Raw genomic sequence first — 21,681 nt, 5'->3', positions numbered from 1 at the left:
ACCACGGCACCAGGGTCAGCGCCGACCAGTCGATGAAGGCCCGGCCGAGCAGCAGCACCGCCACCGCCTCGACCCCGCGCGTGAGCGAGCGGAGGCGGTCGCGGTCGAGCCGGCGCGCGGTCCGGCGCGACGGCAGGCTCCCGAGCGCGAAGCGGCCGACCGTGGAGGCGACGACGATCAGGGCGATGGTCGAGGCGATGATCACGACTCCTCCTCCAGGACGCGCTGCAGCAGCGTGACGCCGAGCTCGTCGACCGAGCTCGCCGTGTCGCCGTTGACGAAGACGGCGACGCCGCGGTCACGGTCCATCACGAGCATCGTCGAGTAGCCGGCGGTGCCTCCGTTGTGCCAGGTCGTGGATCCGCCGCCGGCCGCGTCGGAGGTGTACCAGGAGAGGCCGATGCGGTTGCCGTCGCCGGCGTCGAACCGCGGCTCGAGCACCGTGGAGCCCGCCACTCCGAGCGCAGGATCGTCGGTGAGCAGGGCCTGCGCGTAGCGGGCCATGTCGGCCGCGGTCGAGCGGACGCCGCCCGCCGGGGCGTAGCCGGCGAGGGTCCACGGAGCGACCGACCGGCCGCTCGCCGTGTAACCGGTCGGTGCGTCAGGGGCGAGAGCGTCGGCGGTCACGGGCACGGAGGAGTCAGTCATCCCGAGCGGGTCCAGGACCCGCTCGCGCAGCAGGTCGGCGTAGTCGCGCCCCTCCGCCCGGGCGAGGGTCTGGCCCAGCACTGCGGCGCCCAGGTTGGAGTAGGCGACCTCCTCGGCGCCGAGGTCCGCCTCTGCCGCGTGGCGCAGAGTGTCCGCGGCCGACCAGCCGGCGTACGGGTCCGTGCCCCGCAGCTGCGCCAGGACCGTCGAGGCGATCTCGCCGACGCCGGTGGGGATCCGCGGGAGCCCCGAGCGGTGGCTCGCCAGCTGCGCGAGCGTGCCCGGGAAGTCGCCGACCTCGGCGTAGTCGGCGGCGCGGTCGTCGAGGGCGACGGTGCCGGCCGCGGCGCTCTGGGCGAGGAGGAGGGCGGTCATGGTCTTGGTCACGGACCCGATCTCGACCTCCGTGCGCTCGTCGGCGCCGAGTCCGCCGTAGCGGATGCCCTCGGGAGTGACGACAGCGGCGACGAGGTGGTGGCGGGCGCCGTCGCCGACGTCGGTGCGGAGCCACTGCGCGATCTCGGCGTCACCGGTCGCGTCGGGCGAGAGCGTCGGGGCGGAGGGGCGCAGCAGCACCCCGCCGATCAGCACGACGGCCGCAGCGGTGGCGGCGAGGGCGAGTCGGCGGCGGGTCATCGCGGGCCTCCCGAGGCGAGCAAAATCACGAGCAGGGGAACGAGGCGTTCCGGCGGGATGCCGTAGCGGCCGCGGCCGCGCGCGTGGAGCCAGCCGGCCGCGACCAGCTGGTTGACGTGGTGGTAGATCTGGCCGGTGGTGCCCGCTCCCTCGCTCTCGGCGAGCTGGGCGACGGTCTCGACTCCGCCTGCGACAGCCTGCAAAAAGCGCAGGCGGACGGGGCTGCCGAGCGCGGCGAGCGCGGTCGGTCCGGGGGTCGCGCCCCAGTCGTGCTCGAAGAACGCGTCGGTCGTGAGGCCGTACTGCCACTCGACCGGTCCCGCGGGAGTCGCGACGGAGCCGGCGAAGACGACTCCGCCGGGGGAGGGCAGCCGCTCCCTGAGTGCGGCGAGCGCCCAGAGCGGGTCGTCGGCGGGCGGGTTGAGGGCGGAGCGGGCGCCGGGGGCCTCGAGGCGGTCCAGCCGCTCCCGGAGCTCGTCGATCTCGCGCGCGAGGTCTCTGTCGGTCGGGGTCACCCGTCAACTATTGCAAATATTCCGTAATGACGGAACGCCGGTCGGGCCGGTCCTCCTCGTCGGGCCGTCGCCTCAGCCGAAGTGGCGCGGCAGCACGGCGCCGTTCACGGCCCGCAGCTCCTCGAGCGGCAGCGTGAACAGGCCCTGCACCTCGACGGCCGGAGTCGCCGCATCCGTCACGCCGATCCGCAGCACCGGGTAGCCGCGGCCCTCGCAGAGCCCGCGGAACTTCACATCGTCCTCGCGCGGCACCGACACCAGCACGCGGCCCGTCGACTCCGAGAACAGCGCGGCCGTCGCGTCGACCCCGTCGCGCTCCATCAGCTCGCCGAGCCAGATGCGCGCCCCCACTCCGAACCGCAGCGCCGACTCGGCCAGCGCCACCACGAGCCCGCCGTCGGAGAGGTCGTGGGCGGAGGCGATCAGTGACTCCTTCGCTCCCGCCGAGATCAGATCGGCCAGCGCGCGCTCGGCCGCGAGGTCGAGCTGCGGGGGCAGCCCGCCCAGGTGGTCGTGCACGGTACCGGCCCACGCGGAGCCGTCGAGCTCGTCGCGGGTCGTGCCGAGGAGGTAGACGTTGTCGCCCTCGTCCTGCCAGCCGGAGGGGATGCGGCGCGCGACGTTGTCGATCACGCCGAGCACGCCCACGACCGGGGTCGGGAAGATCGGCACGTCGCCGGTCTGGTTGTAGAACGACACGTTGCCGCCGGTGACGGGGATCTCGAGCTCGAGACACGCGTCGGCGAGGGCACCGACGGTCTCGCGGAACTGCCACATCACCTCGGGGTTCTCGGGGCTGCCGAAGTTGAGGCAGTCCGAGACGGCGACCGGGGTCGCTCCGGTGACGGCCACGTTGCGGAACGCCTCCGCCAGCGCGAGCCGGGCGCCCTGCGCCGGGTCGAGCTGGCACCAGCGGCCGTTGGCGTCGGTCGCCACGGCGAAGCCGAGGCCCGACTCCTCGTCGACGCGGACCATGCCGCCGTCGTCGGGGTAGCTCAGCGCTGTGTTGCCGAGCACGTAGCGGTCGTACTGCGAGGTGATCCAGCTCTTGTCGGCGAGGTTCGCGGAGCCCAGCAGCGCCAGGGTCTCGGCGCGCAGCGCGTCGCCGCCCCTCGAGCGGGGCAGGCGGGAGGAGGAGTCCGCCTGGAGGGCGTCGAGCCAGCCCGGGTAGGCGATCGGCCGCTCGTAGACCGGCCCGTCGACGGCGACCGTGCGGGGGTCGACGTTGACGATCTCCTCGCCGTGCCAGTGGATGATGAGGCGGCCGGAGTCGGTGACCTCGCCCAGCACGCTGGTCTCGACGTCCCACTTGCCGACGACCTCGAGGAACGCGTCGAGCTTCTCGGGCCGGACGACGGCCATCATGCGCTCCTGCGACTCCGACATCAGGATCTCCTCGGCCGTGAGCGAGGGGTCGCGCAGCAGCACCGAGTCGAGCTCGATGACCATGCCGCCGTCGCCGTTCGACGCGAGCTCGGATGTGGCGCACGAGATCCCCGCGGCGCCCAGATCCTGGATGCCCTCCACCAGGTCCTTGCGGAACAGTTCGAGGCAGCACTCGATGAGCACCTTCTCGGCGAACGGGTCGCCGACCTGCACCGCGGGGCGCTTGGTCGGGCCGCCGTCGGCGAACGTGTCGGAGGCGAGGATCGACGCGCCGCCGATGCCGTCGCCTCCGGTGCGCGCCCCGAAGAGCACGACCTTGTTGCCGACGCCGCGGGCGTTCGCGAGGTGCAGGTCCTCGTGACGCAGCACTCCGACCGCGAGCGCGTTCACCAGCGGGTTGCCCTGGTAGACGGAGTCGAAGGAGGTCTCGCCGCCGATGTTCGGCAGGCCGAGGCAGTTGCCGTAGAAGGAGATGCCGGCCACGACGCCGTGCACCACGCGCGCCGTGTCGGGGTCGTCGATCGCCCCGAAACGCAGCGCGTCCATGACCGCAACGGGCCGGGCGCCCATCGAGATGATGTCGCGGACGATGCCGCCGACTCCGGTCGCCGCGCCCTGGAACGGCTCGATGTAGCTCGGGTGGTTGTGGCTCTCGATCTTGAAGGTGACGGCCCAGCCCTCGCCGACGTCGACGACTCCGGCGTTCTCGCCCATGCCGACCATAAGGTTCTTCTTCATGGCGGGCGAGACCTTCTGCCCGAACTGGCGGAGGTACATCTTCGACGACTTGTACGAGCAGTGCTCGCTCCACATCACCGAGTACATGGCGAGCTCGCCGCTCGTCGGGCGCCGGCCCAGGATCTCGCGGATGCTCGCGTACTCGTCGGGCTTGAGCCCGAGAGCGGCGTAGGGCTGCTCCCGCTCGGGCGTCGCCTCCGCGTTCGCAGTGGTGTCGGGAACGGCGATGCGGCTGTCTGCCATGTGCTGGAGGCTCCAGGGGAGGGGGACGGGATGCGCGTCGATCCTACCCGCCGCCGTCCCGGCGGCCAGGGGCGGCGGAGTCGCGGCGAGCGGGCCGATCGTGCGCCGAGCGGGGAAGCGCCTAGGATCGGCCGGGTGAGGTGGGCGGCTCTGATCGGAACCCTCCTCTGGGGGCTCTATCAGTGCTTCGGTACCCTCGGCGCCGCGAACATCTCGCCGGACGAGCCGGTCTACCTCGCGGCCGGCTGGGACTACCTGCACGGCGACGTGAGCGCCAACCTCGAGCATCCGCCGACCGCGAAGTACCTCCTCGGTGTGGCCCAGATGCTGCTCGGCGAGGGGCTGATCGCGGGGAGGGTCGCGGCCGGCGCCGCCACCTTCCTCACCGGGGTCGTGCTCTGGCTCTGGCTGCGCCGCGAGCTCGGCGTCGTGCTCGCACTGATCCCGGCGGGCCTGTTCCTCCTCTTCCCGCGCACCGTTCCCGGAGGAGCGACCCGCATCGACCGGATCGCCCTGCTGGAGCCCTTTATGGTGCTGTTCGCCGTCGCGGCGATGGCGGTGGCGTGGAGCTGGTCGCGTGCCTCCCCGGGGCGGCGCAGCGGCTGGCTGATCGCCCTGGCAGGTGCGCTGTTCGCCCTGTCGGTCACCTCGAAGCTGACGACGGCCGTGCTCGCGCCCGTGTTCCTCCTGCCGCTGCTGCGCTCCGGGAGTCGCGGTCGCGCGCTGCGGGCCGCCGCCGCCTTCGCCGGCGCCTTCGTCGTCACGGGAGTGCTCGCCTACCTGCCCGTGCATCCGGTCGAGGCGATCCGCTACCTGCTGGAGTTCCAGTCGCGGCACAACGCCGAGGGGCACCTGATCGACGTCGCGGGCTCGGCCTTCGCCTTCCCGCCGTGGTGGGCGAACCTCTGGTTCACGCTGGCGGGGATCGGCCCGCCGGCGCTCTCCGTCCTGCTCCTCGGCACGCTGCTGGCCCTGCTCGCTCCGCGGCGCCGCGCACTGGTGCTGTACCTCGGCGGTGCGGCGCTGCTCCTGCTGGTGTTCCACCTGGTCGTCAGCTCGGTGGCGCTGCCGCACTACTACGCGGCGTGGGCCTGGCTGCTGTGCGCCCTGGCGGGTCTCGGCATCGCGGAGGCGCTGCACGGCGGGATCCTGCTGCCCGCGCCGGTCGCGCGCGGCGCGGGCGCGGTGCTGCTGGCCGCCTCCATCGTGGTCGCGGCCGCCACCTCGGCGGGTATCGCGCAGGAGCGGCCGACGGGGATCGCACGCGTGGCCGACGTGCTGCGCGAGCGCGGCCTCGACGGCGGCCTCGTCCTGGTGCAGGGCATGTCCTCCGGTGTCTACGTGCCCTACATCGGGGATCGGGTCACGACCGATCCGTCCTCCGCCGGCGTCGTCGCCATCGCGATCGAGGCGTCGGCGCGCTACCCCGTCGACCCGCGGGTCGCCGACTACCTTGAGTCGGCGCGCCCCGAGACGCTGCGGCTCGACGACCTCACGCTCGTGCTGGTCGCCGGCCCGCTCCCGTGACCGCTCACCTCGAGCGGCAGGCGCCCGGATCCACAGCGCCCGTCAGCGCCGGCGCCTCGGTGACGACCGGAGAGAGCACGGAGAGCGGGATCGCGTAGCCCACGTTGTCGACGGAGGCGGCCTTGCCGAAGACGACTCCCGAGACCGTGCCGTCGAGCGAGAGCAGCGGCCCGCCGGAGTTGCCCTGGTTGACCACGGCGGCCAGGGTCAGCACCTCGCGCGAGGTGGGGGTTCCGTCGACCATCAGCGAGACCGTCGTGTCCGAGGAGACCTGAGCCGAGCCGAGCGTCAGCGGTCCGCCGAACGGATAGCCGGCCACGACCGCGTCGTCTCCTCCGACGACCGAGTCGTCGAGTGCGAGCGGAGCGGCGTCGAGGCCGTCGACGGCGATCACCGCCAGATCGGTGGCGGCGTTCGCGTACACGACCCGGCCGGTGCGGGGAGCCTCGCCGGGCGCCTCCACCACCGGCTCGGCGACTCCGGCGACCACGTGCGCATTGGTGATCACACGGTCGTCGGAGGAGACGAAGCCGCTGCCGGTCACGCCCACGTCGCAGGCCCAGGCGGTGCCCGAGACCCGCACGACCGAGCGGGAGGCGCCGGCCACCTCGGGATCGTCGGTCGCCACGTCCGGGATGGCGGGTGCCTCCGTCGGTGCGTCGAGGGCCGCGACCACCCAGGACGTGCCGCGGTCGACCACGGTCGACTGGAGCTGGGCGAGGAACCCGCGGACCGGGGAGGGAGTGAGGTCGTCGATCCCACGGATGACGGTGGAGCCGGCGACCGAGGTGGTGACGAGCGGGACGCCGAGCAGCGAGACGGCCGAGGTGACGGCGATCCAGACCAGGCCGGTGATCGCGACCCCGGCGCCGCCCCCGGCGAGCCGGTCGAGCAGTCCGAGCTTGACCCGGTCGGCGCCGCGCCCGATGACCGCTCCGAGCGTGGCTCCGACGGCGTAGCCGACGCCGAGCAGCAGGACCGCCGTGCCGATCACGGCGAGCAGGCGCCACTCGGTGCCTGCGGTCCACGACGAGACGGCGGGCACCGCGAAGGAGGCGCCGATCGCGCCAGCGACGACGCCGGCGAGCCCGCCGACGGTCCGGAGGAAGCCACGGCGCAGTCCGTCGACGAGCGCGCCGAGCAGGCTCAGCACGACGATGACGTCGACGATCACGGATGCACCCACGGTGAGCTCCTGGCGGTGTCGGGAACGGGTCCTTCAGCATGGCCGACGGTGCAGTGCGCAGGCCCGGAGGAGGCTGGCAGTCGGGCGGTCGCGGGCGATTCGCCGGGGATCCGGCCCTCAGCCGGCCTCAGCCGTGATTCTGCGCGGCAGGATGGCGGCAGGCGCGCGGCCCGCCCCGCCCGCGCGGGGGGCGCGCCCTAGAAGAACGAGATGCAGTACGGCGTCGCGATCGCCGCGAAGAAGCGGTCCACCCGCTCCGGGTCGCCGGCGATGCGAACCGAGCCGGCGCGCGCCAGGGTCGACGGGCGCACCGAGCCCAGCAGCAGCGAGCCGAGGTCGGCGACGTCGAGCGCCAGGTCGGCCGCCTCCCCGGTGCGCTCCACGCGGCCGGAGCCGTCGGCCGCGGTGATCCGGTAGCGGCCGTCGGCGAGGCCCAGCTCGTCGGTCACGTCGACCACGAGCGCGTCGTCGGTGGTCCACGGCCGCGCCGAGAACGCGGCGGCGACGTCGAGGATCCGCAGCCAGATCAGGTCGCCGACGTGCTGCACCTGCACCACGCGCGCGTCGCGCAGCGCCCAGGTCAGCGGGTCGTCCACCGGCGCCATGTCCCAGGTCACCGCCGAGGCGAGGTCGACAGCGCCCAGGTACCCCCAGAGCGCGAGGTAGGCGTCGGGGGAGGGGGCGACCAGGTCGACGATCTCGAGGGTCCGAGCCTCGTCGGGCCCGACGGCACGATAGGTCACGTAGCCGTCGAGCTCGCCCCCGTCGTCGAGGTGCACGGCCGAGCGCACGTCCAGGCCCGGTGCGCTCTCGCCGGACTCCGTGCCCACCGAGTTCGCCTCGTAGCGGGACTGCCGGGTCAGCGAGCCGGGGACCGATGCCTGGAACGCGGCGAACACCTCCGGGATGCGCGGCTGGAGCCAGGTGGTCGCGACGACCTCGACGCGGCCGGACGGCTCGGTCTGCACTCCGAAGCGCGGGCCGGTGTCGACGCGGATCGAGCGGGTGAAGGCCGAGCGGCCGAAGCCGAACCGGCGGTAGATCGAGGCCTCGCTGGCGGTGAGCGCGGCGACCGGGGTGCCGGCCTCCGCTGCCAGGCGCAGGTCCTCGGTGATCATCGTGCGCAGGATGCCGCGGCGCCGGTGCGTCGGCCGCACGGTGACCTGGGAGACCAGGTGCGCGTCGATCTGTCGGCCCCGTCCGACCTGGAGCGAGCCGGGGAAGGCGGCGTAGGTGCCGACGGGCACGCCGGCGCCGTCCAGCCCCTCGGGGGAAGTGGAGTCGAGGACCGCGGTCAGCACGCGCTCGTCGGCGACCATGTGCTCGGCCCAGTCGCGCAGCTTCTCGGGCGTGAACTCCTTCTCGTGGAAGCCCGCGTTGATCGCGGTCGCCCATGCGGCGGTGGCGGAGTCGGGTCCGCCGTCGTCGTTCAGGGCGGCGGGGAAGCGGCGGAGGTCGAGACCGGTGAGAGGCATCCGTCCAGCCTATGCACCCGCGGTGCGCGGGCGCTGAGCCGATCCCGGCCGGGCGGCGGTTCAGAGCGCGGACCAGCGCTTCTCGAGCGCCGCGTCCACCGCTGCTGCGAGCCCGTCCAGCCGGGAGGAGTCGATCCGCGCCGGATCCGCGAAGCTCCTCACCCGCTCGCTCATCGCCGCGATCGCTGCGCGCCGCCGCGGCAGCGTCGCGGTGAACGCGCAGTCCCGGAGCAGAGCCAGCAGCTCTCCCGCCCCGCCCCGCGCCTCCGCGAGCACCTCGAGCCGCAGCTCGAAGGGCGCCTCCGGCACCACCACCCGCAGGAACCCCTCCGCGTCCTGGAACGCCGCAGGCGGGTCCGGGATCCGCGCCAGCAGCGCCAGCGCCGATCCGAGCGCGTCGAGGTCGCCCGCGATCGCCAGCTCCCGCAGTCGGGAGTCCACGTCGGCCGCGGGCCCCCGCCCGAGCGTGACCGGCCCGAGCGCGAGAGCGTCCAGCCGGCGCTCCTCCTCCTCGCTCGGCACCGTCGGGGTCGCCGACCACCACGAGAGCAGCGGAGTCGCGGCCACGGCGTGCTCGCCGGCGCGCCGCTCCAGCGCGATCAGCAGGTCCTCGCGGGCGGCGAGCGCCACGAGAGCGTCGACGTCGACGTCGAGCACGGTGCCCGACTCGGCGGGCAGCACGAGGTGCCGTCCGGAGGGAGGCGACGCCTCGGCGCGCGTCCTCGCGCCCGGGCCGCGCTCGCTGGCTCGCAGGATCTCCTCCTCGAGGGTCCGCCCGGGTCGTCGTCGTCCGCTTCCGCGCGCCATGCCGCCACGCTACCGTCGGCCGCATGACTCGATACCTCGCCCTGCTCCGCGGAGTGAACGTCAACGGCCGCACCGTGCGCAGCGCCGAGCTCGCCGAGACGGTCGCCGGCGTCGGAGGGGAACGGGTGCGGACGGTCCTCGCGAGCGGCAACGCGGCCTTCGACTCCGACCGCTCGGCCGCCGCGCTGAAGCCTGCGCTCGAGGCGGCGCTCGCCGAGCGGTTCGGCTACGACGCCTGGATCGTGCTCGTGACGCAGGAGGCGCTCGCCGCGGTGCTCGCGGCCTACCCGTTCCCGCGGATCGACGCCGAGGCCCACCCCTACGTCGTCTTCGGCTCCGATGAGGAGGCGCTCGATGCCGCGCAGGCCGCGATCGGCGAGACCGACCCGGCGGTCGAGCTCGTCGCCCGCGGTGCCGACGTCCTCCGCGGCACCGACGTCCTCTACGGTGCCGACGTCCTTTACTGGCGCTGCCCGCGCGGATCCTCGACCGACACCCCGGTCGCGAAGGTCCTCGCCCGATCGGCGTACCGCTCGACGACGACCACCCGGAACCTCCGCACGGTCGAGAAGCTCGCGACGGCCTGATGTCCCGCATCCGAGGTCGGCAGGGCCTCGAACCCCGCGATCGGCCGTGCTGCGCGCTCCTGACCTCGGGGACGGACGGCCGCGAGACCCCGTGGCTGGAAAGCCCGCTCATCATCGGGTGAGGCTCGCTGGGTGATCGGGCCGCCCAGGACCGCCGGCCGCACCGCGATGGCTCGCGCGCGGAAGGCCGACGTGTGCTGCTGCGGGACGAGCCGACCACTTTCCTCGATGTCAGCCACCAGATCGAGGTGCTCGACCTGCTCGTCGACCTCAACCGCACCCGCGGGATCACGGTGCTGGTTCTGCACGACCTCGACCTCGCCGCCCGGCACGCCGGCCACCTGGTGGCGATCGCGAGCGGAGCGGTGCACGCCTCCGGCACGCCCGCCGCCGTGCTCACCGAGGAGGCGGTGCTCGCGGTGGTCGGCCTCGACAGGCGGATCATCACCGACCCGACCTCCGGCGCACGGCTGATGCTCCCTCTCGCCAGGCACCGCACCGTCGCTGGGGAGTCGGCCCCCACGGCGCGGATCGACGCCGACAGCGGCGCGCGGATCACGGACGTGTAAACGGTTCCACACGGCGACCGGGGGGCGTATACGATACGTCCCGTCCGCGGCGGACGACCGTCATCGGCGGAACCGCCGAACGCCTGCCCCCGATCAGAGGTCCTCCCCGCCGTGACTGCATCCCCGACGCGCCCCGGCGCCTCCGCGCTCCGCGAGGTGCGAGCGCTCCTCTTCGACCTCGACGGCGTGCTCACGCCGACCGCCGATGTGCACATGCAGGCCTGGTCGCGGCTCTTCACCGACTACCTCTCCTCGCGGGGAGTCGCCGAGGGATACACCGACGCCGACTACTTCCGCTACGTCGACGGTCGCCCGCGCTACGACGGCGTCCGCGCCCTGCTCACCTCCCGCGGGATCACCCTCCCCGAGGGCACACCCGAGGACGACCCGTCGCTCGAGACCGTGTGCGGGCTCGGCAACCGCAAGAACGACGCCTTCAACCGCACCCTCGCCGAGAGCGGCGTCGCCCCCTACCCGGGCTCGCTCCGCTTCGTCGACGCCGCGGTCGCCGCGGGGGTGGAGGTGGCCGTCGTCACCTCCTCCCGCAACGGCGTCCCCGTGCTCGAGCCTCCGGCCTGCGCGACCGCTTCGAGATCGTGGTCGACGGTCTCCTCGCCGCCGAGCGCTCCATCGCCGGCAAGCCCGCGCCCGACACCTACCTCTACGCCGCGCAGCTCCTGGGCCTCGAGGCCGCGGAGTGCGCGGTCGTCGAGGACGCCCACTCCGGAGTCGCCGCCGGCCGCGCGGGCGGCTTCGGCCTCGTCGTCGGGGTCGACCGCGGAGTCGGCGCCGACACGCTCCTCGCGCACGGCGCCGACCTGGTCGTGGACGACCTCGCCGAGCTGCTCCCCTTCCTCCCCACCGCCCCCGCCCCCGAGGACGCCGCATGAACCCCATCACCTCCGATCCGCTCGACCGCAACCGCTTCCCGATCGACGAGTGGGCCCTGGTCGAGACCGAGTTCGCGTCCGAGCTCCAGGGCCGCACCGAGACGCTGTTCGCCACCGGCAACGGCTACCTCGGTCTCCGCGGAAACGTCGAGGAGGGTCGCGACGGCTACGCCTACGGCACCTTCATCAACGGCTTCCACGAGACCTGGCCGATCCGTCACGCCGAGGAGGCGTTCGGTTTCGCCCGGGTCGGCCAGACGATCGTCAACGTCCCCGACGCCAAGATCCTCCGGCTCTACGTCGACGACGAGCCGTTCGTCCTGAGCGAGGCCGACGTCCTCTCGTACTCGCGTCGCCTCGACTTCGCGAGCGGAGTGCTCACGCGCGAGGTCGAGTGGCGCACCCCGTCGGGCAAGCGCGTGCTGATCCGCTCGCGCCGCCTGGTCTCGTTCACCGACCGCCACCTTGCGATCCTCGACTACGAGGTCGAGATGCTCGACGCGGACGCCTCGGTGCTCATCTCGAGCCAGGTGCTCAACCGCCAGGACGGCGTCGACGAGTACCACGCGCCGTCGGGCAGCGAAGCCGCCGGCTTCGATCCGCGCAAGGCGGAGTCGTTCGAGGACCGGGTGCTCCAGCCGCGGCTGAAGCGCGTCACGGGTACGCGCTATCTCCTCGGATACCGCACCACCAACTCCCAGATGACGGTCGCCTGCGGTGCCGAGCACCAGCTCGAGACCGAGAACGAGTGGGACCAGACCTCCCAGATCGACGACGACCTCGCCAAGCACGTGTATCGCGTGAAGGCGAAGGCCGGCCGTCCGGTCCGCCTGATCAAGACGCTGACCTACCACACCTCCCGCGGCGTGCCCGTGCGCGAGCTGGCCGATCGCTGCGACCGCACCCTCGACCGTGCGCGCGAGACGCCGGTCGAGGAGCAGTTCATCAAGCAGCGTGAATGGCTCGACGACTTCTGGACCCGCTCCGATGTCCGGATCGGCGGGCAGCCCGCGATCCAGCAGGCCGCTCGGTGGAACCTCTTCCAGCTCGCGCAGTCGACGGCCCGCACCGACGGCGGCGGAGTCGCGGCCAAGGGGGTCTCGGGCTCCGGCTACGGCGGCCACTACTTCTGGGACACCGAGGTCTACGTCCTCCCGTTCCTCAGCTACACGGCCCCGCTCGTCGCCCGCAACGCGTTGCGCTTCCGCCAGAACATGCTCGAGGCGGCCCGCTCGCGCGCGACCGAGCTCAACCAGCGCGGCGCGCTCTTCCCCTGGCGCACCATCAACGGCCAGGAGTCGTCGGCCTACTACGCCGCCGGGACCGCGCAGTACCACATCGACGCCGACATCTCCTACGCGCTCATGCAGTACGTCGGAGCCACCGGCGACGACGACTTCCTCGCCCGCGGTGCGATCGACATCCTCGTCGAGACCGCTCGGATGTGGGCCGACCTGGGCTTCTGGCGCAGCAACGGCGACGACCACTTCCACATCCACGGCGTCACCGGCCCCGACGAGTACACGACCGTCGTGAACGACAACCTGTACACGAACGTCATGGCCCGGGCGAACCTCCGCTCGGCCGCCCGCGCCGTCGAGCTGCTCAAGGCGTCGAGCCCGCCGCCTACGAGCGGATGGCCGACCGCCTCGCCCTCGACGAGGGCGAGGTGCTCGAGTGGGCGCGCGCCGCCGAGAAGATGCACATCCCCTTCGATGCGCGGGCCGGTATCCACCCGCAGGACGCGGCGTTCCTCGAGAAGGAACTGTGGGACCTCGAGAACACCCCGGCCAGCAAGCGCCCGCTGCTGCTGCACTTCCACCCGCTCGTGATCTACCGCTTCCAGGTGCTCAAGCAGGCCGACGTGGTGCTCGCGCTGCTGCTCCAGGGCAACGAGTTCACGGCCGAGCAGAAGCGTGCCGACTTCGAGTACTACGACGCGCTCACGACCGGCGACTCGACCCTCTCGGCCGTCGTGCAGTCGATCATCGCCGCCGAGGTGGGCTACAGCGACCTCGCTCGGCGCTACTTCCTGTCCGCCCTGTTCGTTGATCTCGCCGACCTGCACCGCAACACGGCGGACGGCATCCACGTCGCCTCCACCGGCGGTGTCTGGAGCGCCCTCGTGTACGGCTTCGGCGGGATGCGCGACCACGGCGGGCGGATCACGCTCGATCCGCGTCTCCCGGACGACTGGGACGGCCTGACCTTCCGCATCACCCTGCACGGCACGCGCGTGCGCGTCGAGGTGACGCAGACCGAGGTGCTGCTGAGCGTCGAGACCGGCGACTCGGCGGTGATCACCGTCCGTGACGAGCGGGTGCACGTCGAGGCCGGCACTCCCGTCCGCGTGGCCCTCACCCATCAGGGCCGCCGCCTGCACGGCGCCCCCACCACCTCCGACATCGAGGGCACCCGCCGCTCCGACGGCACCGTGATCACGGCCTCGATCCCCACGATCTCGATGACCCCGGAGCCCGAGGTGCTGACCGGTCCCTGAGTCCGTCCCCGCCCGCGTCGCGGGAGGCGTCCGGCCGCCGACGAGGTCCTCCGCGGGTGCGGGGGACCTCGTCCGTGGGAGCCTGTCCGTCGGCCTGATCGGCCGAGGACGGTCCAGGCGGGGCTCGGCCGGGTCGTCCCCGGCCCTCGACCTCCTCGTCCTCCGACGATCCAGCACTGCGGTCCTCCGAGCCGATCCGGCGGATGCGCGCCGCTCGGCAGCATGGGTGTCGTGGTCCTGCGAGAGGGCCTTCCACCCCGGGAGGCCGATCGCGGACGGGGGAGGAGGCGCTGTGACGACCGCGACCGAGGGGAACGGGACCTACACGGGCCTGGTGGCGGAGCTCCACGACCGCATGTACCCGGACGCCCTGGGCGACATCGCACAGCTCGTCGCCTGCCTTCAGCGGGTCGCCCCCGGACCTCGGGTGATGGAGTTCGGCATCGGCTCGGGCCGGGCGGCACTGCCCCTGGCCGAAGCGGGCCTCGAGGTCTCCGGTGTGGAGATCTCGTCGGACATGCTCCGGCTCCTCGCCGAGCGCGACACGGAAAAGCGCATCACGGCGCGCCGCGCCAGCTTCATCGACGACGAGCTGGAGGGCGAGTACGACGGCGTCACCCTGCTGCTCAACACGCTCCTCGTCGCCACCACGGCCGAGCAGCAGCTCGCGGTGCTCCGGAACGCCCGCCGGTGCCTCGCACCGGGCGGCGTGCTCCTCGTCGAGTGCTTCACCCCCTCGCGCTACCACGGGCTGACGGCACCCGCGATGTCGCTGAGGGACCTGGGCGACGGCGACGTCGTCATCGAGCAGTACACCGTCGAGCCGTCGCTCCAGCTGCTGGTCTCGCAGAACCTCGTCTTCGTCGGCGAGAAGCGGAGCACCTACACGCAGGTCCTGCGCTACGTCTTCCCCGCCGAGCTCGACTCCGCCGCGCGTCTCGCCGGCCTCGAGCCGCTCGGCCGCATGGCCGACTGGCAGGGCGCTCCGGTCACCGCGGCGTCCGAGCGCTTCATCTCCGCCTACCGACGGAGCGCGGAGTGATCGCGTCCGCCGAGCAGAAGCACCTGCTGGACCGCATCGCTCCCCTCCTGGCCCGGCTCGGCCGGACCCGGGACGAGATCGAGGACGCGCCGGTGCTCCTCGGCCGCAACCTCACGCCCGCCTACGGTTCTCCGACGGCGACGACGTCTTCGTGAAGGCCGTGCGCGGCCTCGGCTCCGCGGGCCGGTACCAGCGGGTCACCACGTTCCACGATGTGATGGACCTCACCGGGCTCCCCGTCCGCACCCCGGACCTCCTCGCCCGCGACGACGCCGGACTGGTGCTGGCGCAGACCGTGGTCGGCGCCGAGAGCACCTTCGCCGAGCGGGTGCGCGAGAGCACCGTCAGCCCGGAGGAGCTCGAGCTGGTCGCCGGCGCGCTCGCCGCGGTGCACGGCGCGACTCCCTCGGACGCGAGCAGAGTCGAGAACCGGCCGCCGTCGCTTCCTCCGCACGGGCTCGACGCGATGCCCATCGACCTGTTCGAGGGATCGACGATGGGACAGCTCGAGATGTGGCGGCTCCTTCAGGGCGACCCCGTTCTCCGGGACCGGCTGGACGCGCTGGTGCGCTCCGCGCCGAGCGGCGATGCCGCCTCTCCCATCCACGGGGACCTGCGCTCCGACCAGATCCTCCTCGACGGCGCCACCTGCTGGATGCTCGACTGGGAGGACTTCCGGCTCGGAGACCCCGCCCGCGACGCCGGCGGCCTTCTCGGCGAGCTGTTCTACCACCGCGCGCGCCGTCTGGTGCACTCCATCGTCGCCGAGGGCGAGGAGGTGACCGACGCGTCGATCATCGCCCATGGCGGCCGCATGGTCGACGAGGCCGTCCCCTCCCTCCGCACCTTCTGGAGGGCGTACACCCGCGCCCGCGCCGTCGAGGAGGGCTTCGCTGCGCGAGCGGTCGGCTTCCTCGGGTGGCAGCTATTCGACAGGGCTCTCGCCTCGGCCACCTACTACGGCCGTATGTCGGCGATGGACCGGGCCCTCGCCGGGATCGGGCGCGAGGCGATCGTCAACGCCACCGGGTACACCGACGTCCTCGGGCTGGGGGCGGAGTGAGCGCGCCGGCCCTCGCCCCGACCGAGCAGGGGCTTGCGAGCGGGGTCTCCTGGATCCTCTCGCGCATCGGGATCGCGGACGACCAGCGCTCGGCCCGCGCCTTCGGCACGGAGATCGAGACCGCCTCCGCGTCCGAGCTCGGCCAGGTCCTCGCTCGGCGCATCTACCAGTTCGCGCACGCGGGGATCGGCCTGCGGGACGACGCGCCGGGCGGCAGCCTCACCAGCGAGGACCGAGTCATGGAGGAGCGGATCGCCTCCGCGACCGCGCGGCGGGCGAGGGCCGCCCGAGTCCCGCTGCTCGAGACCGTGCCCCAGTACAACGGCGTCGTCGTCCTGCATCAGAGCCTGCGCGTGTTCGTCCCGGACTCCCGCGTCCTGGACCGCACGTCGGCGACCGCGCACATCGCGCTCAACTCCCTCGCGACGCGCCTCTCGGTCGGCTTCTCGTTCTTCACCTCGAGCGCGGGAGCGGGCAGCAGATCCCGTCCGCTCCGCCTCTACCGCGCCGCCGCCGACGCCGACGACGCCCTCGACGCGTGGGGGCGGCTGACGGAGCGGCTGGAGTCGGCGCACGTGCCCGCTCGGGCAAAGATCCTCTCGTCGAGCGAGGCCTATCCGCGCACGGATGCGATCGTCCTCTACCTCCCCCAGGAGTCCTGGGAGCGCGTGCGGGAGTTCGCCGATCTGCTGGCGAGCGACGATCCGCGGGCGGGCACCTCCGTGCTCGCCGGTCGTCTGGCACCGGGAGTCGGATACGCCTGGGAGCCCGACGACCCGGCCCGGTCCCGGCGCACCCTGAGCTTCGGCGAGCACCGGGCCGAGACCATCGCGAAGGCGCTCGTCGAGCCCGGCGGGGAGCCGGCCGCCGAACGGGTCCGCCTGGCGCTCCTCGCCGCCAACATCCACCCCCTGAGGGTGCACGAGAACCTCGACTCGCCGCGGCTCCCGGGCTGAGCGAGCAGGTCGACGGCCGCCGACGCGGACGTCGAGCCGACACGGCACAGGAAACACGATCACAGAAAGCGAGAACGACATGAGCAGCACCACAGCCGAATCTCTCATCGCGGGATACCGCTCCTATGCGGTCCAGGCGCCCGACCTCTCCGGCACCACCGAGGCGGCGCCGGCAGCGACCCCGGGCGTCCTCAGCTTCATCGCCGCCTCCACGGTCGCCTGTGGAACGGCGATCAGCGTCGTCGGCGGCTCCGTCGTCGGAACCACGGTCAACGCGGGCTGCTGACGCCGCACCCCACCTCTCGTCGAAACCTCTCGGAAAGAAGGACATGCCATGACCTCGAACCAGACCCTCATCGCCGGCTTCTCGAGCTACGCGAGCGCCGAGGAGCTCGTCTCCACCTCGCTCGAGTCCGCTCCCGGCGCGACTCCGTCGCCCATCTCGGCCGTCTCGGTCTTCGTGACCGCGTCCTCCCCCGAGTGCGCGCTCGTCTCGGTCGGCGTCACCGCGGGCGGAACCACCACCACCCTCGCCGCGGGCTGCTGACGACCCGGGCCCGGGGGCTCCGGTCCCCGGGCCCTCCACCTCTGGAGGAGACCATGATCGGATCCGCACTGACCAGTGCCGGGAGCAGCGGACCGCGGACCTCGATCGCCGAGGTCCCGGGAGCTCGGAGCGTGGCCGTCACGCTCGCCGTCGGCGCGGGCTCGGTCGACGAGCGACCGGGCGAGGCGGGCGCGGCGCATCTGGCGGAGCACCTCCTCTACAGCGAGGCGCGGCTCGAGACGGGCCGGCTCGCCGAGCAGTTCGTCCTGCACCGCGGCGGCGTCAGCAACGCTCAGAGCTACCCGTTCCACACGGAGTACTCGGTCGTCCTCCCGGTCGAGGACGACACCCTGGCGGTCCTCGGCGAGGCCGCCGACGTGGCGCTGGCCCGCGCCTCCCTGACGGAGGTGCCGGTCGCAGCGATCGAGCGGGAGCGCTGGGTGATCGCCCGCGAGATCGAGGAGCGGCGCACGGACGGCGCGCTCGCGACCTTCCCGTGGAACGGCGCCCTGGCGACACGGGGGAGGCAGCGGACCGACGACTCCTTTACCACTCCGATCCTCGCACCGGACGAGTCCTGGGCTTCCTCCGCCGCCTGCACTCCACGCGAGAGGTCACTATCGGTGTCGCCTCGGCGCTCGACCCGCACCTCGTCGAGGAGGTCGTCGCCCCGGTCGTCGCGCTCCTGTCCCCGCGGAGCCCCGTTCCGGACTGGAGATCGCGGCTCGGAGCGGTCCGGACGGTGCGCCGGCGGGTCCTGCCCCGCGGCCTGTCCGCGACCGCCGAGACCCGCCTCCTGCCGGAGCGCGGTCCCACGCGAGCGCGAGCGGGCCATCGCGGCCGTGCTTGCCCGGGCGGTGGACGCCGCGTCCCCGGGAGCGCACTGGCGCGCCGGGCTCTTCGGGGTGCACGAGGGCCCGGAGACCGCCCTCCTCATCGGGTCGTCCAGCGTCGCCGGGCCCGCGCCGGACCGACCGGCCTCCACTCTCCCCGACCGGCTCGACCTCGACCGGCTCGACGTGTGGCGGCGGGCCGAGCTCCACAGCCTGCAGCGCAGGCTCTCCGGAACCGCCACGGCCAGTTCCCTCCTGGCTCGCGACAGGCTCTTCGGCCTCGACACGCGGCGCACGGCGGCGGAGCTGACGGCGGTGCGCGCCGGGGACGTGGCGGAGGCCTTCGACCACCTGCGCCGCGACGAGCCGGGCTTCCTGGTCTGGGAGCACGGGGAAGGAGAGGCCGCATGACGGCGACGACTCCCGCCCCTCCGGCGATCGATCGCCACGCCGACGGGCTCCGCGTCCTCGGTGGAGGGCGCGGCGCCGTCGTGGCGCTCGTCGTCGAGACCAGACCGCTCTCCTGGCAGGGCCGGCTGCGAGCCGCGAGCCTGCTCCGACGCGGCCTCGAGCCGGCGAGCGCCGAGATCGACGTCCGTCCGGGTCCTTCCGGCGTGAGCGCGATCCTTCCGCTCGCCGAGGCGACCCCGAGGACTGGGACCGCCTCCTCGGACGCCTCGGGAGCTGGCGCGAGCTCGCCGACGCCGATCCCGCGCCCGAGACCCCTGCTGTGCCCCGCTCCCTCGGCGAGCTCGGCCTGGCGCTCGCGCTCGGTGATGCGGGCGAGTCGCCGACGCCGAGCGAGTTCTCGCGCCGACCGGTCGCGGTCGCCCTCTCCGCCGGCTCCGGCCTCCTGCCGCTCGACCTCGGGCAGAGGTTCGAGGAGCTGATCGAGGCGGCCGGCCGCCGTTGCGAGGGTCACGCGCCCCCGCTGCCGAGCACGGCCGGACCGGTGACGGAGTCGGGCGTCCTCCCGATCCCCGGGATCCGCTCCTCTCTCGTCCGGATCCTCGCTCCGCTCCCCGGCGCGAGCGGGGCGAGCGAGGCCCTCGCCCGCTCCCTCGCCGCGCTGATCCTGGGCGGGACGGCCGCCGGCCCCCTCGCCCGGCGGCTCCGGGACGACCACGCGCTCAGCTACAGCCCCGGCAGCGCCCTGACCCGTCTGCCCCAGGGCGAGTACTTCGCTGTGGAGGCGCCGGTCGCCGCGGGCGCGGCGGAGCGGGCGGACGGGCTCATCCGCGACGTCCTCACGGAGCAGTCGGTGTCGCCGCCGGACGACGGCGTCGTGGCCTGGGCGCTGCGGTACGCCCGGGGACGCCGGCTCGTCGACGCGGACTCCCCGCTCACCGCGCACCTCGGCTTCGCGGCCCGCCACGACGGGAGCGACCCCTGGGGCCTGCTCGAGCACCACGCCCCCGCGGTCGACGCCGACCTCGTCCGCCGCCAGTTCCTCCTCCTCTGCCGCGCTGTCCTCGAGACACCGGCCCTGATGCTCGTTCCGACCCCGGAAGAAGGGAGCCGACCATGGACGTCGGCGTGATGTACCCCAAGATGCCCACGGCGCTGGGAGGCGTGCTCCCGTACGCCGATCTCGCCCGCCGTCACGGCGGCCGGCTCTGGTTCGGCCACTCCGATGCGGTCGACTCGCTGACGATGATGGCGGCGCTCGCCGGACGGGGTGCCGCGATCCCCCTCGGGACGGCCGTCACCCTCCACCCGCTGTGGTCGCCGAGCGCGCTCGCTCGCCAGGCGCTGTCGATCTCGCGCCTGAGCGGCGCCTCCGTCGTGCTCGGCATCGGTCCCGGCGGGGCGCGCTTCCAGGAGTCGGCACTCGGCGCGCCCCTCGCCCGCCCGGTCGCCGAGACGGAGCGCTTCGCACGCCAGGTCCTCGCGGTCACCGAGCACTCGCCCGCCGCTGTCCAGCTCGGCTTCGGAGTGCTCCGGCCGGCGATGGCGGAGGCGGCGGGCCGCGCGGCCTCCCACGCGATCACCTGGCTCACCCCGGGCTCCTGGATCCGCGACACGATCGCTCACGCGCTGGCGCGCGGCGCCGCCTCCTCGGAGCGCCCGGTCCCGAACGTGGAGGCGGTCGTGCACGTGGGAGTCCGGCGCCCCGGGCGCGATCCGGTCTCGCTCGTGGAGTCCGCCGTCCACGCGCATCTCGCCGCCCCGCACTACCGCGACATGCTGCGCCGGGCCGGGATCGATTTGCCCGACGACGGTCGGGGCGCCGCGCGGGCCGTCATCGACCAGGGGGTCTACCTCTTCGGATCGCCGGAGGAGATCGCCGACGGCCTCGAGCTCCTCCACGCGGACGGTGCCGACGAGGTCGTCGTCAACGTCTTCGGGGTCCTCGCGTCGCACGGAGAGGCGGCCGCCCTCGCGGATCTCGAGGAGGTCCTCGCCGTGCTCACGGAACGCCGCGTCGCCCGGGAGCGGGCGCGCACGGAGGCGCTCGATTCGTTCCTCGCCGGCGCCGAGGACGTGCTCGCGTGAGCGCCGTCGATGAGCAGGCCCGACGCCTGAGCGGCCTCGCGGACCGGAGGATCGTGATCGCCGCGACCGGGGCGCTCGGCACGGCCTTCCTCCCGAGCTGGATCGGCTGGATGCAGGAGGTGTGTCCGAGCACCCGGTTCCGCGTCGTCCTGACTCCGCGCGCCCGGGCCTTCGTCGGCGTCTCGGCGACCACGGCGTTGACGGGCGAGCGGCCGCTCATCGACGAGTGGGGCGACCGGCACGACGACCCCGTCCACGTCGGGCTCGAGCAGTGGGCCGAGGGCTACCTCGTGCACCCGGCCTCAATGGACTTCCTCTCGCGGCTCAGCCTGGGGCTGTGCGACTCCCCGCTGCTGCTCGCTCTCCAGGGCACCGTCAGGCCGCTCGTCGTGGCCGCCGCCGCACCCCCCGGGTTCACGTCCGGCCCGAGCTGGCCGCTCTACACCGAGCGGATGTCGGCACGCGCGCGCACCGTCCTCCTGCCTCCGATGGACGGCGTCAGCGTAGCGGCGCCCGAGCGCGTCGGAGCGCCCCCGCAGCTCTTCCCCGTCGCGGCCGCGGCCCTCGGCGAGCTCCTGCTGCAGGAGGCCGCATGAGCGCCGGCACCGTCTGGAGCGTCCGCACCCGCGTGTGGCGCCAGAGCATCGAGGCGCTCGACGAGGGGTTCCTCCTTCGACGCGAGTACGCCGCGGCCCCCGCCGGGCGGCCTCCCGCCGAGGCCGTCCGGACGACGCACGCCGCCGTCGTGCCCGCTGCGCTCGACGCCTCCGGTGCGTGGACCGCGCGGATCCGAGCCGCGGGCCCCGTCGCGGCGGATCTCCTCCCCGGCTCGCCGCCCTCGGGACGCGAGGCGTTCCCGGCGACCGCCGAGTGTCTCGGCGCTGTGCTCGCGGCCCTGCACTCCGGCGAGCGCGGCGCGGGACCCGTGCCCCTGCCGCTGCGCCGTCTCGAGCAGGACATCCGCGACGCCGCTTCGTCGCCCGTCGGCCGCGCGATCACGACCGCGCTCGGTCCGGGCCGCTCGCGCGGCTCGCGTC

Annotated in this window: 21 protein-coding genes and 2 pseudogenes; 16 read left to right on the top strand and 7 right to left on the bottom strand. The window is 73.6% G+C overall.

Translation table 11 applies throughout. From position 1 onward, the window contains the following. The 4 genes from ACH61_RS07100 to purL all read right to left on the bottom strand — a co-directional run. A partial coding sequence (locus ACH61_RS07100) for a hypothetical protein (RefSeq protein WP_153038812.1) occupies positions 1–205 on the bottom strand: 205 nt, incomplete at its 3' end. After that, positions 202–1,284 (bottom strand): serine hydrolase domain-containing protein, encoded by a 1,083-nt coding sequence (locus ACH61_RS07095; RefSeq protein ID WP_068210327.1) that lies wholly within the window; start codon positions 1,282–1,284, stop codon positions 202–204. The genes ACH61_RS07100 and ACH61_RS07095, both read right to left, overlap by 4 nt. Next, positions 1,281–1,799, bottom strand: a complete 519-nt coding sequence (locus ACH61_RS07090; protein ID WP_068210326.1) for an ArsR/SmtB family transcription factor — start codon at positions 1,797–1,799, stop codon at positions 1,281–1,283. Before ACH61_RS07090 ends, ACH61_RS07095 begins: the two co-directional genes overlap by 4 nt. A gap of 72 nt (positions 1,800–1,871) precedes the next feature. Further along, complete coding sequence (gene purL, locus ACH61_RS07085) at positions 1,872–4,166, bottom strand: phosphoribosylformylglycinamidine synthase subunit PurL (RefSeq protein WP_068210325.1); 2,295 nt, start codon at positions 4,164–4,166, stop codon at positions 1,872–1,874. Between the two features lie 135 nt (positions 4,167–4,301). Between purL and ACH61_RS07080 the strand changes: the two genes are divergently transcribed. Then, positions 4,302–5,693, top strand: coding sequence for an ArnT family glycosyltransferase (locus tag ACH61_RS07080; protein ID WP_068210323.1), 1,392 nt, complete (start codon positions 4,302–4,304; stop codon positions 5,691–5,693). A gap of 4 nt (positions 5,694–5,697) precedes the next feature. Here the strand turns inward: ACH61_RS07080 and ACH61_RS07075 are convergent, their stop codons facing one another. The 3 genes from ACH61_RS07075 to ACH61_RS07065 form a co-directional block, all read right to left on the bottom strand. Further along, positions 5,698–6,879 carry a MarP family serine protease gene (locus tag ACH61_RS07075; RefSeq protein ID WP_068210321.1) on the bottom strand — a complete coding sequence of 394 codons (1,182 nt, stop codon included), beginning with the start codon at positions 6,877–6,879 and terminating at the stop codon, positions 5,698–5,700. A gap of 197 nt (positions 6,880–7,076) precedes the next feature. Beyond that, the gene (locus ACH61_RS07070) at positions 7,077–8,354 is read right to left on the bottom strand and encodes a GNAT family N-acetyltransferase (RefSeq protein ID WP_068210319.1); all 1,278 of its coding nucleotides are present in this window, start codon (positions 8,352–8,354) and stop codon (positions 7,077–7,079) included. A gap of 60 nt (positions 8,355–8,414) precedes the next feature. After that, a complete protein-coding gene (locus tag ACH61_RS07065; RefSeq protein WP_068210316.1) occupies positions 8,415–9,161 on the bottom strand; it encodes a DUF2254 family protein in 747 nt (248 codons plus the stop codon). Between the two features lie 23 nt (positions 9,162–9,184). Here ACH61_RS07065 and ACH61_RS07060 point away from each other — a divergent pair, with 23 nt between their 5' ends. From ACH61_RS07060 to ACH61_RS06995, 15 genes and pseudogenes are all read left to right on the top strand, one after another. Then, positions 9,185–9,748, top strand: coding sequence for a DUF1697 domain-containing protein (locus ACH61_RS07060; RefSeq protein ID WP_068210310.1), 564 nt, complete (start codon positions 9,185–9,187; stop codon positions 9,746–9,748). 194 nt (positions 9,749–9,942) lie between these two features. Next, positions 9,943–10,317: an ATP-binding cassette domain-containing protein gene (locus tag ACH61_RS07055; RefSeq protein WP_068210308.1), complete on the top strand. Its 375-nt coding sequence runs from the start codon at positions 9,943–9,945 to the stop codon at positions 10,315–10,317. A 213-nt stretch (positions 10,318–10,530) separates the two neighbouring features. Continuing rightward, positions 10,531–11,207: pseudogene (locus ACH61_RS07050) on the top strand (HAD family hydrolase). Then, positions 11,204–13,707 (top strand): annotated as a pseudogene (locus tag ACH61_RS07045) (glycoside hydrolase family 65 protein). Before ACH61_RS07050 ends, ACH61_RS07045 begins: the two co-directional pseudogenes overlap by 4 nt. Before the next feature lie 292 nt (positions 13,708–13,999). Beyond that, positions 14,000–14,749: a class I SAM-dependent methyltransferase gene (locus tag ACH61_RS07040; RefSeq protein WP_082845082.1), complete on the top strand. Its 750-nt coding sequence runs from the start codon at positions 14,000–14,002 to the stop codon at positions 14,747–14,749. Further along, the gene (locus ACH61_RS17315; protein ID WP_161489634.1) at positions 14,746–14,904 is read left to right on the top strand and encodes a hypothetical protein; all 159 of its coding nucleotides are present in this window, start codon (positions 14,746–14,748) and stop codon (positions 14,902–14,904) included. Before ACH61_RS07040 ends, ACH61_RS17315 begins: the two co-directional genes overlap by 4 nt. After that, entirely contained in the window at positions 14,901–15,812 is a 912-nt protein-coding gene (locus tag ACH61_RS07035) for a phosphotransferase (protein ID WP_068210306.1), read from the top strand. The genes ACH61_RS17315 and ACH61_RS07035 overlap by 4 nt, the downstream gene beginning before the upstream one ends. Next, positions 15,809–16,768, top strand: a complete 960-nt coding sequence (locus ACH61_RS07030) for a T3SS effector HopA1 family protein (protein WP_068210304.1) — start codon at positions 15,809–15,811, stop codon at positions 16,766–16,768. Before ACH61_RS07035 ends, ACH61_RS07030 begins: the two co-directional genes overlap by 4 nt. Before the next feature lie 79 nt (positions 16,769–16,847). Further along, the gene (locus tag ACH61_RS07025; RefSeq protein ID WP_068210300.1) at positions 16,848–17,054 is read left to right on the top strand and encodes a hypothetical protein; all 207 of its coding nucleotides are present in this window, start codon (positions 16,848–16,850) and stop codon (positions 17,052–17,054) included. A gap of 48 nt (positions 17,055–17,102) precedes the next feature. Beyond that, entirely contained in the window at positions 17,103–17,315 is a 213-nt protein-coding gene (locus ACH61_RS07020; protein ID WP_068210299.1) for an LxmA leader domain family RiPP, read from the top strand. Positions 17,316–17,368: 53 nt separating this feature from the next. Beyond that, positions 17,369–18,559 (top strand): insulinase family protein, encoded by a 1,191-nt coding sequence (locus tag ACH61_RS16810; RefSeq protein WP_068210298.1) that lies wholly within the window; start codon positions 17,369–17,371, stop codon positions 18,557–18,559. A 319-nt stretch (positions 18,560–18,878) separates the two neighbouring features. Then, positions 18,879–19,688 (top strand): insulinase family protein, encoded by an 810-nt coding sequence (locus ACH61_RS07010; protein ID WP_068210297.1) that lies wholly within the window; start codon positions 18,879–18,881, stop codon positions 19,686–19,688. Next, entirely contained in the window at positions 19,673–20,644 is a 972-nt protein-coding gene (locus ACH61_RS07005; protein ID WP_068210296.1) for an LLM class flavin-dependent oxidoreductase, read from the top strand. Before ACH61_RS07010 ends, ACH61_RS07005 begins: the two co-directional genes overlap by 16 nt. Beyond that, the gene (locus ACH61_RS07000; RefSeq protein WP_068210295.1) at positions 20,641–21,240 is read left to right on the top strand and encodes a flavoprotein; all 600 of its coding nucleotides are present in this window, start codon (positions 20,641–20,643) and stop codon (positions 21,238–21,240) included. Before ACH61_RS07005 ends, ACH61_RS07000 begins: the two co-directional genes overlap by 4 nt. Beyond that, the coding region (locus ACH61_RS06995) for a hypothetical protein (RefSeq protein ID WP_201787587.1) at positions 21,237–21,681 on the top strand (445 nt) is incomplete at its 3' end. The genes ACH61_RS07000 and ACH61_RS06995, both read left to right, overlap by 4 nt.

The organism is Rathayibacter tanaceti, assembly GCF_001634385.1.
Classification (GTDB): domain Bacteria; phylum Actinomycetota; class Actinomycetes; order Actinomycetales; family Microbacteriaceae; genus Rathayibacter; species Rathayibacter tanaceti.
Note: the sequence above shows the minus strand (reverse complement) of the source record. Positions and strands in the feature narration are given on the sequence as shown.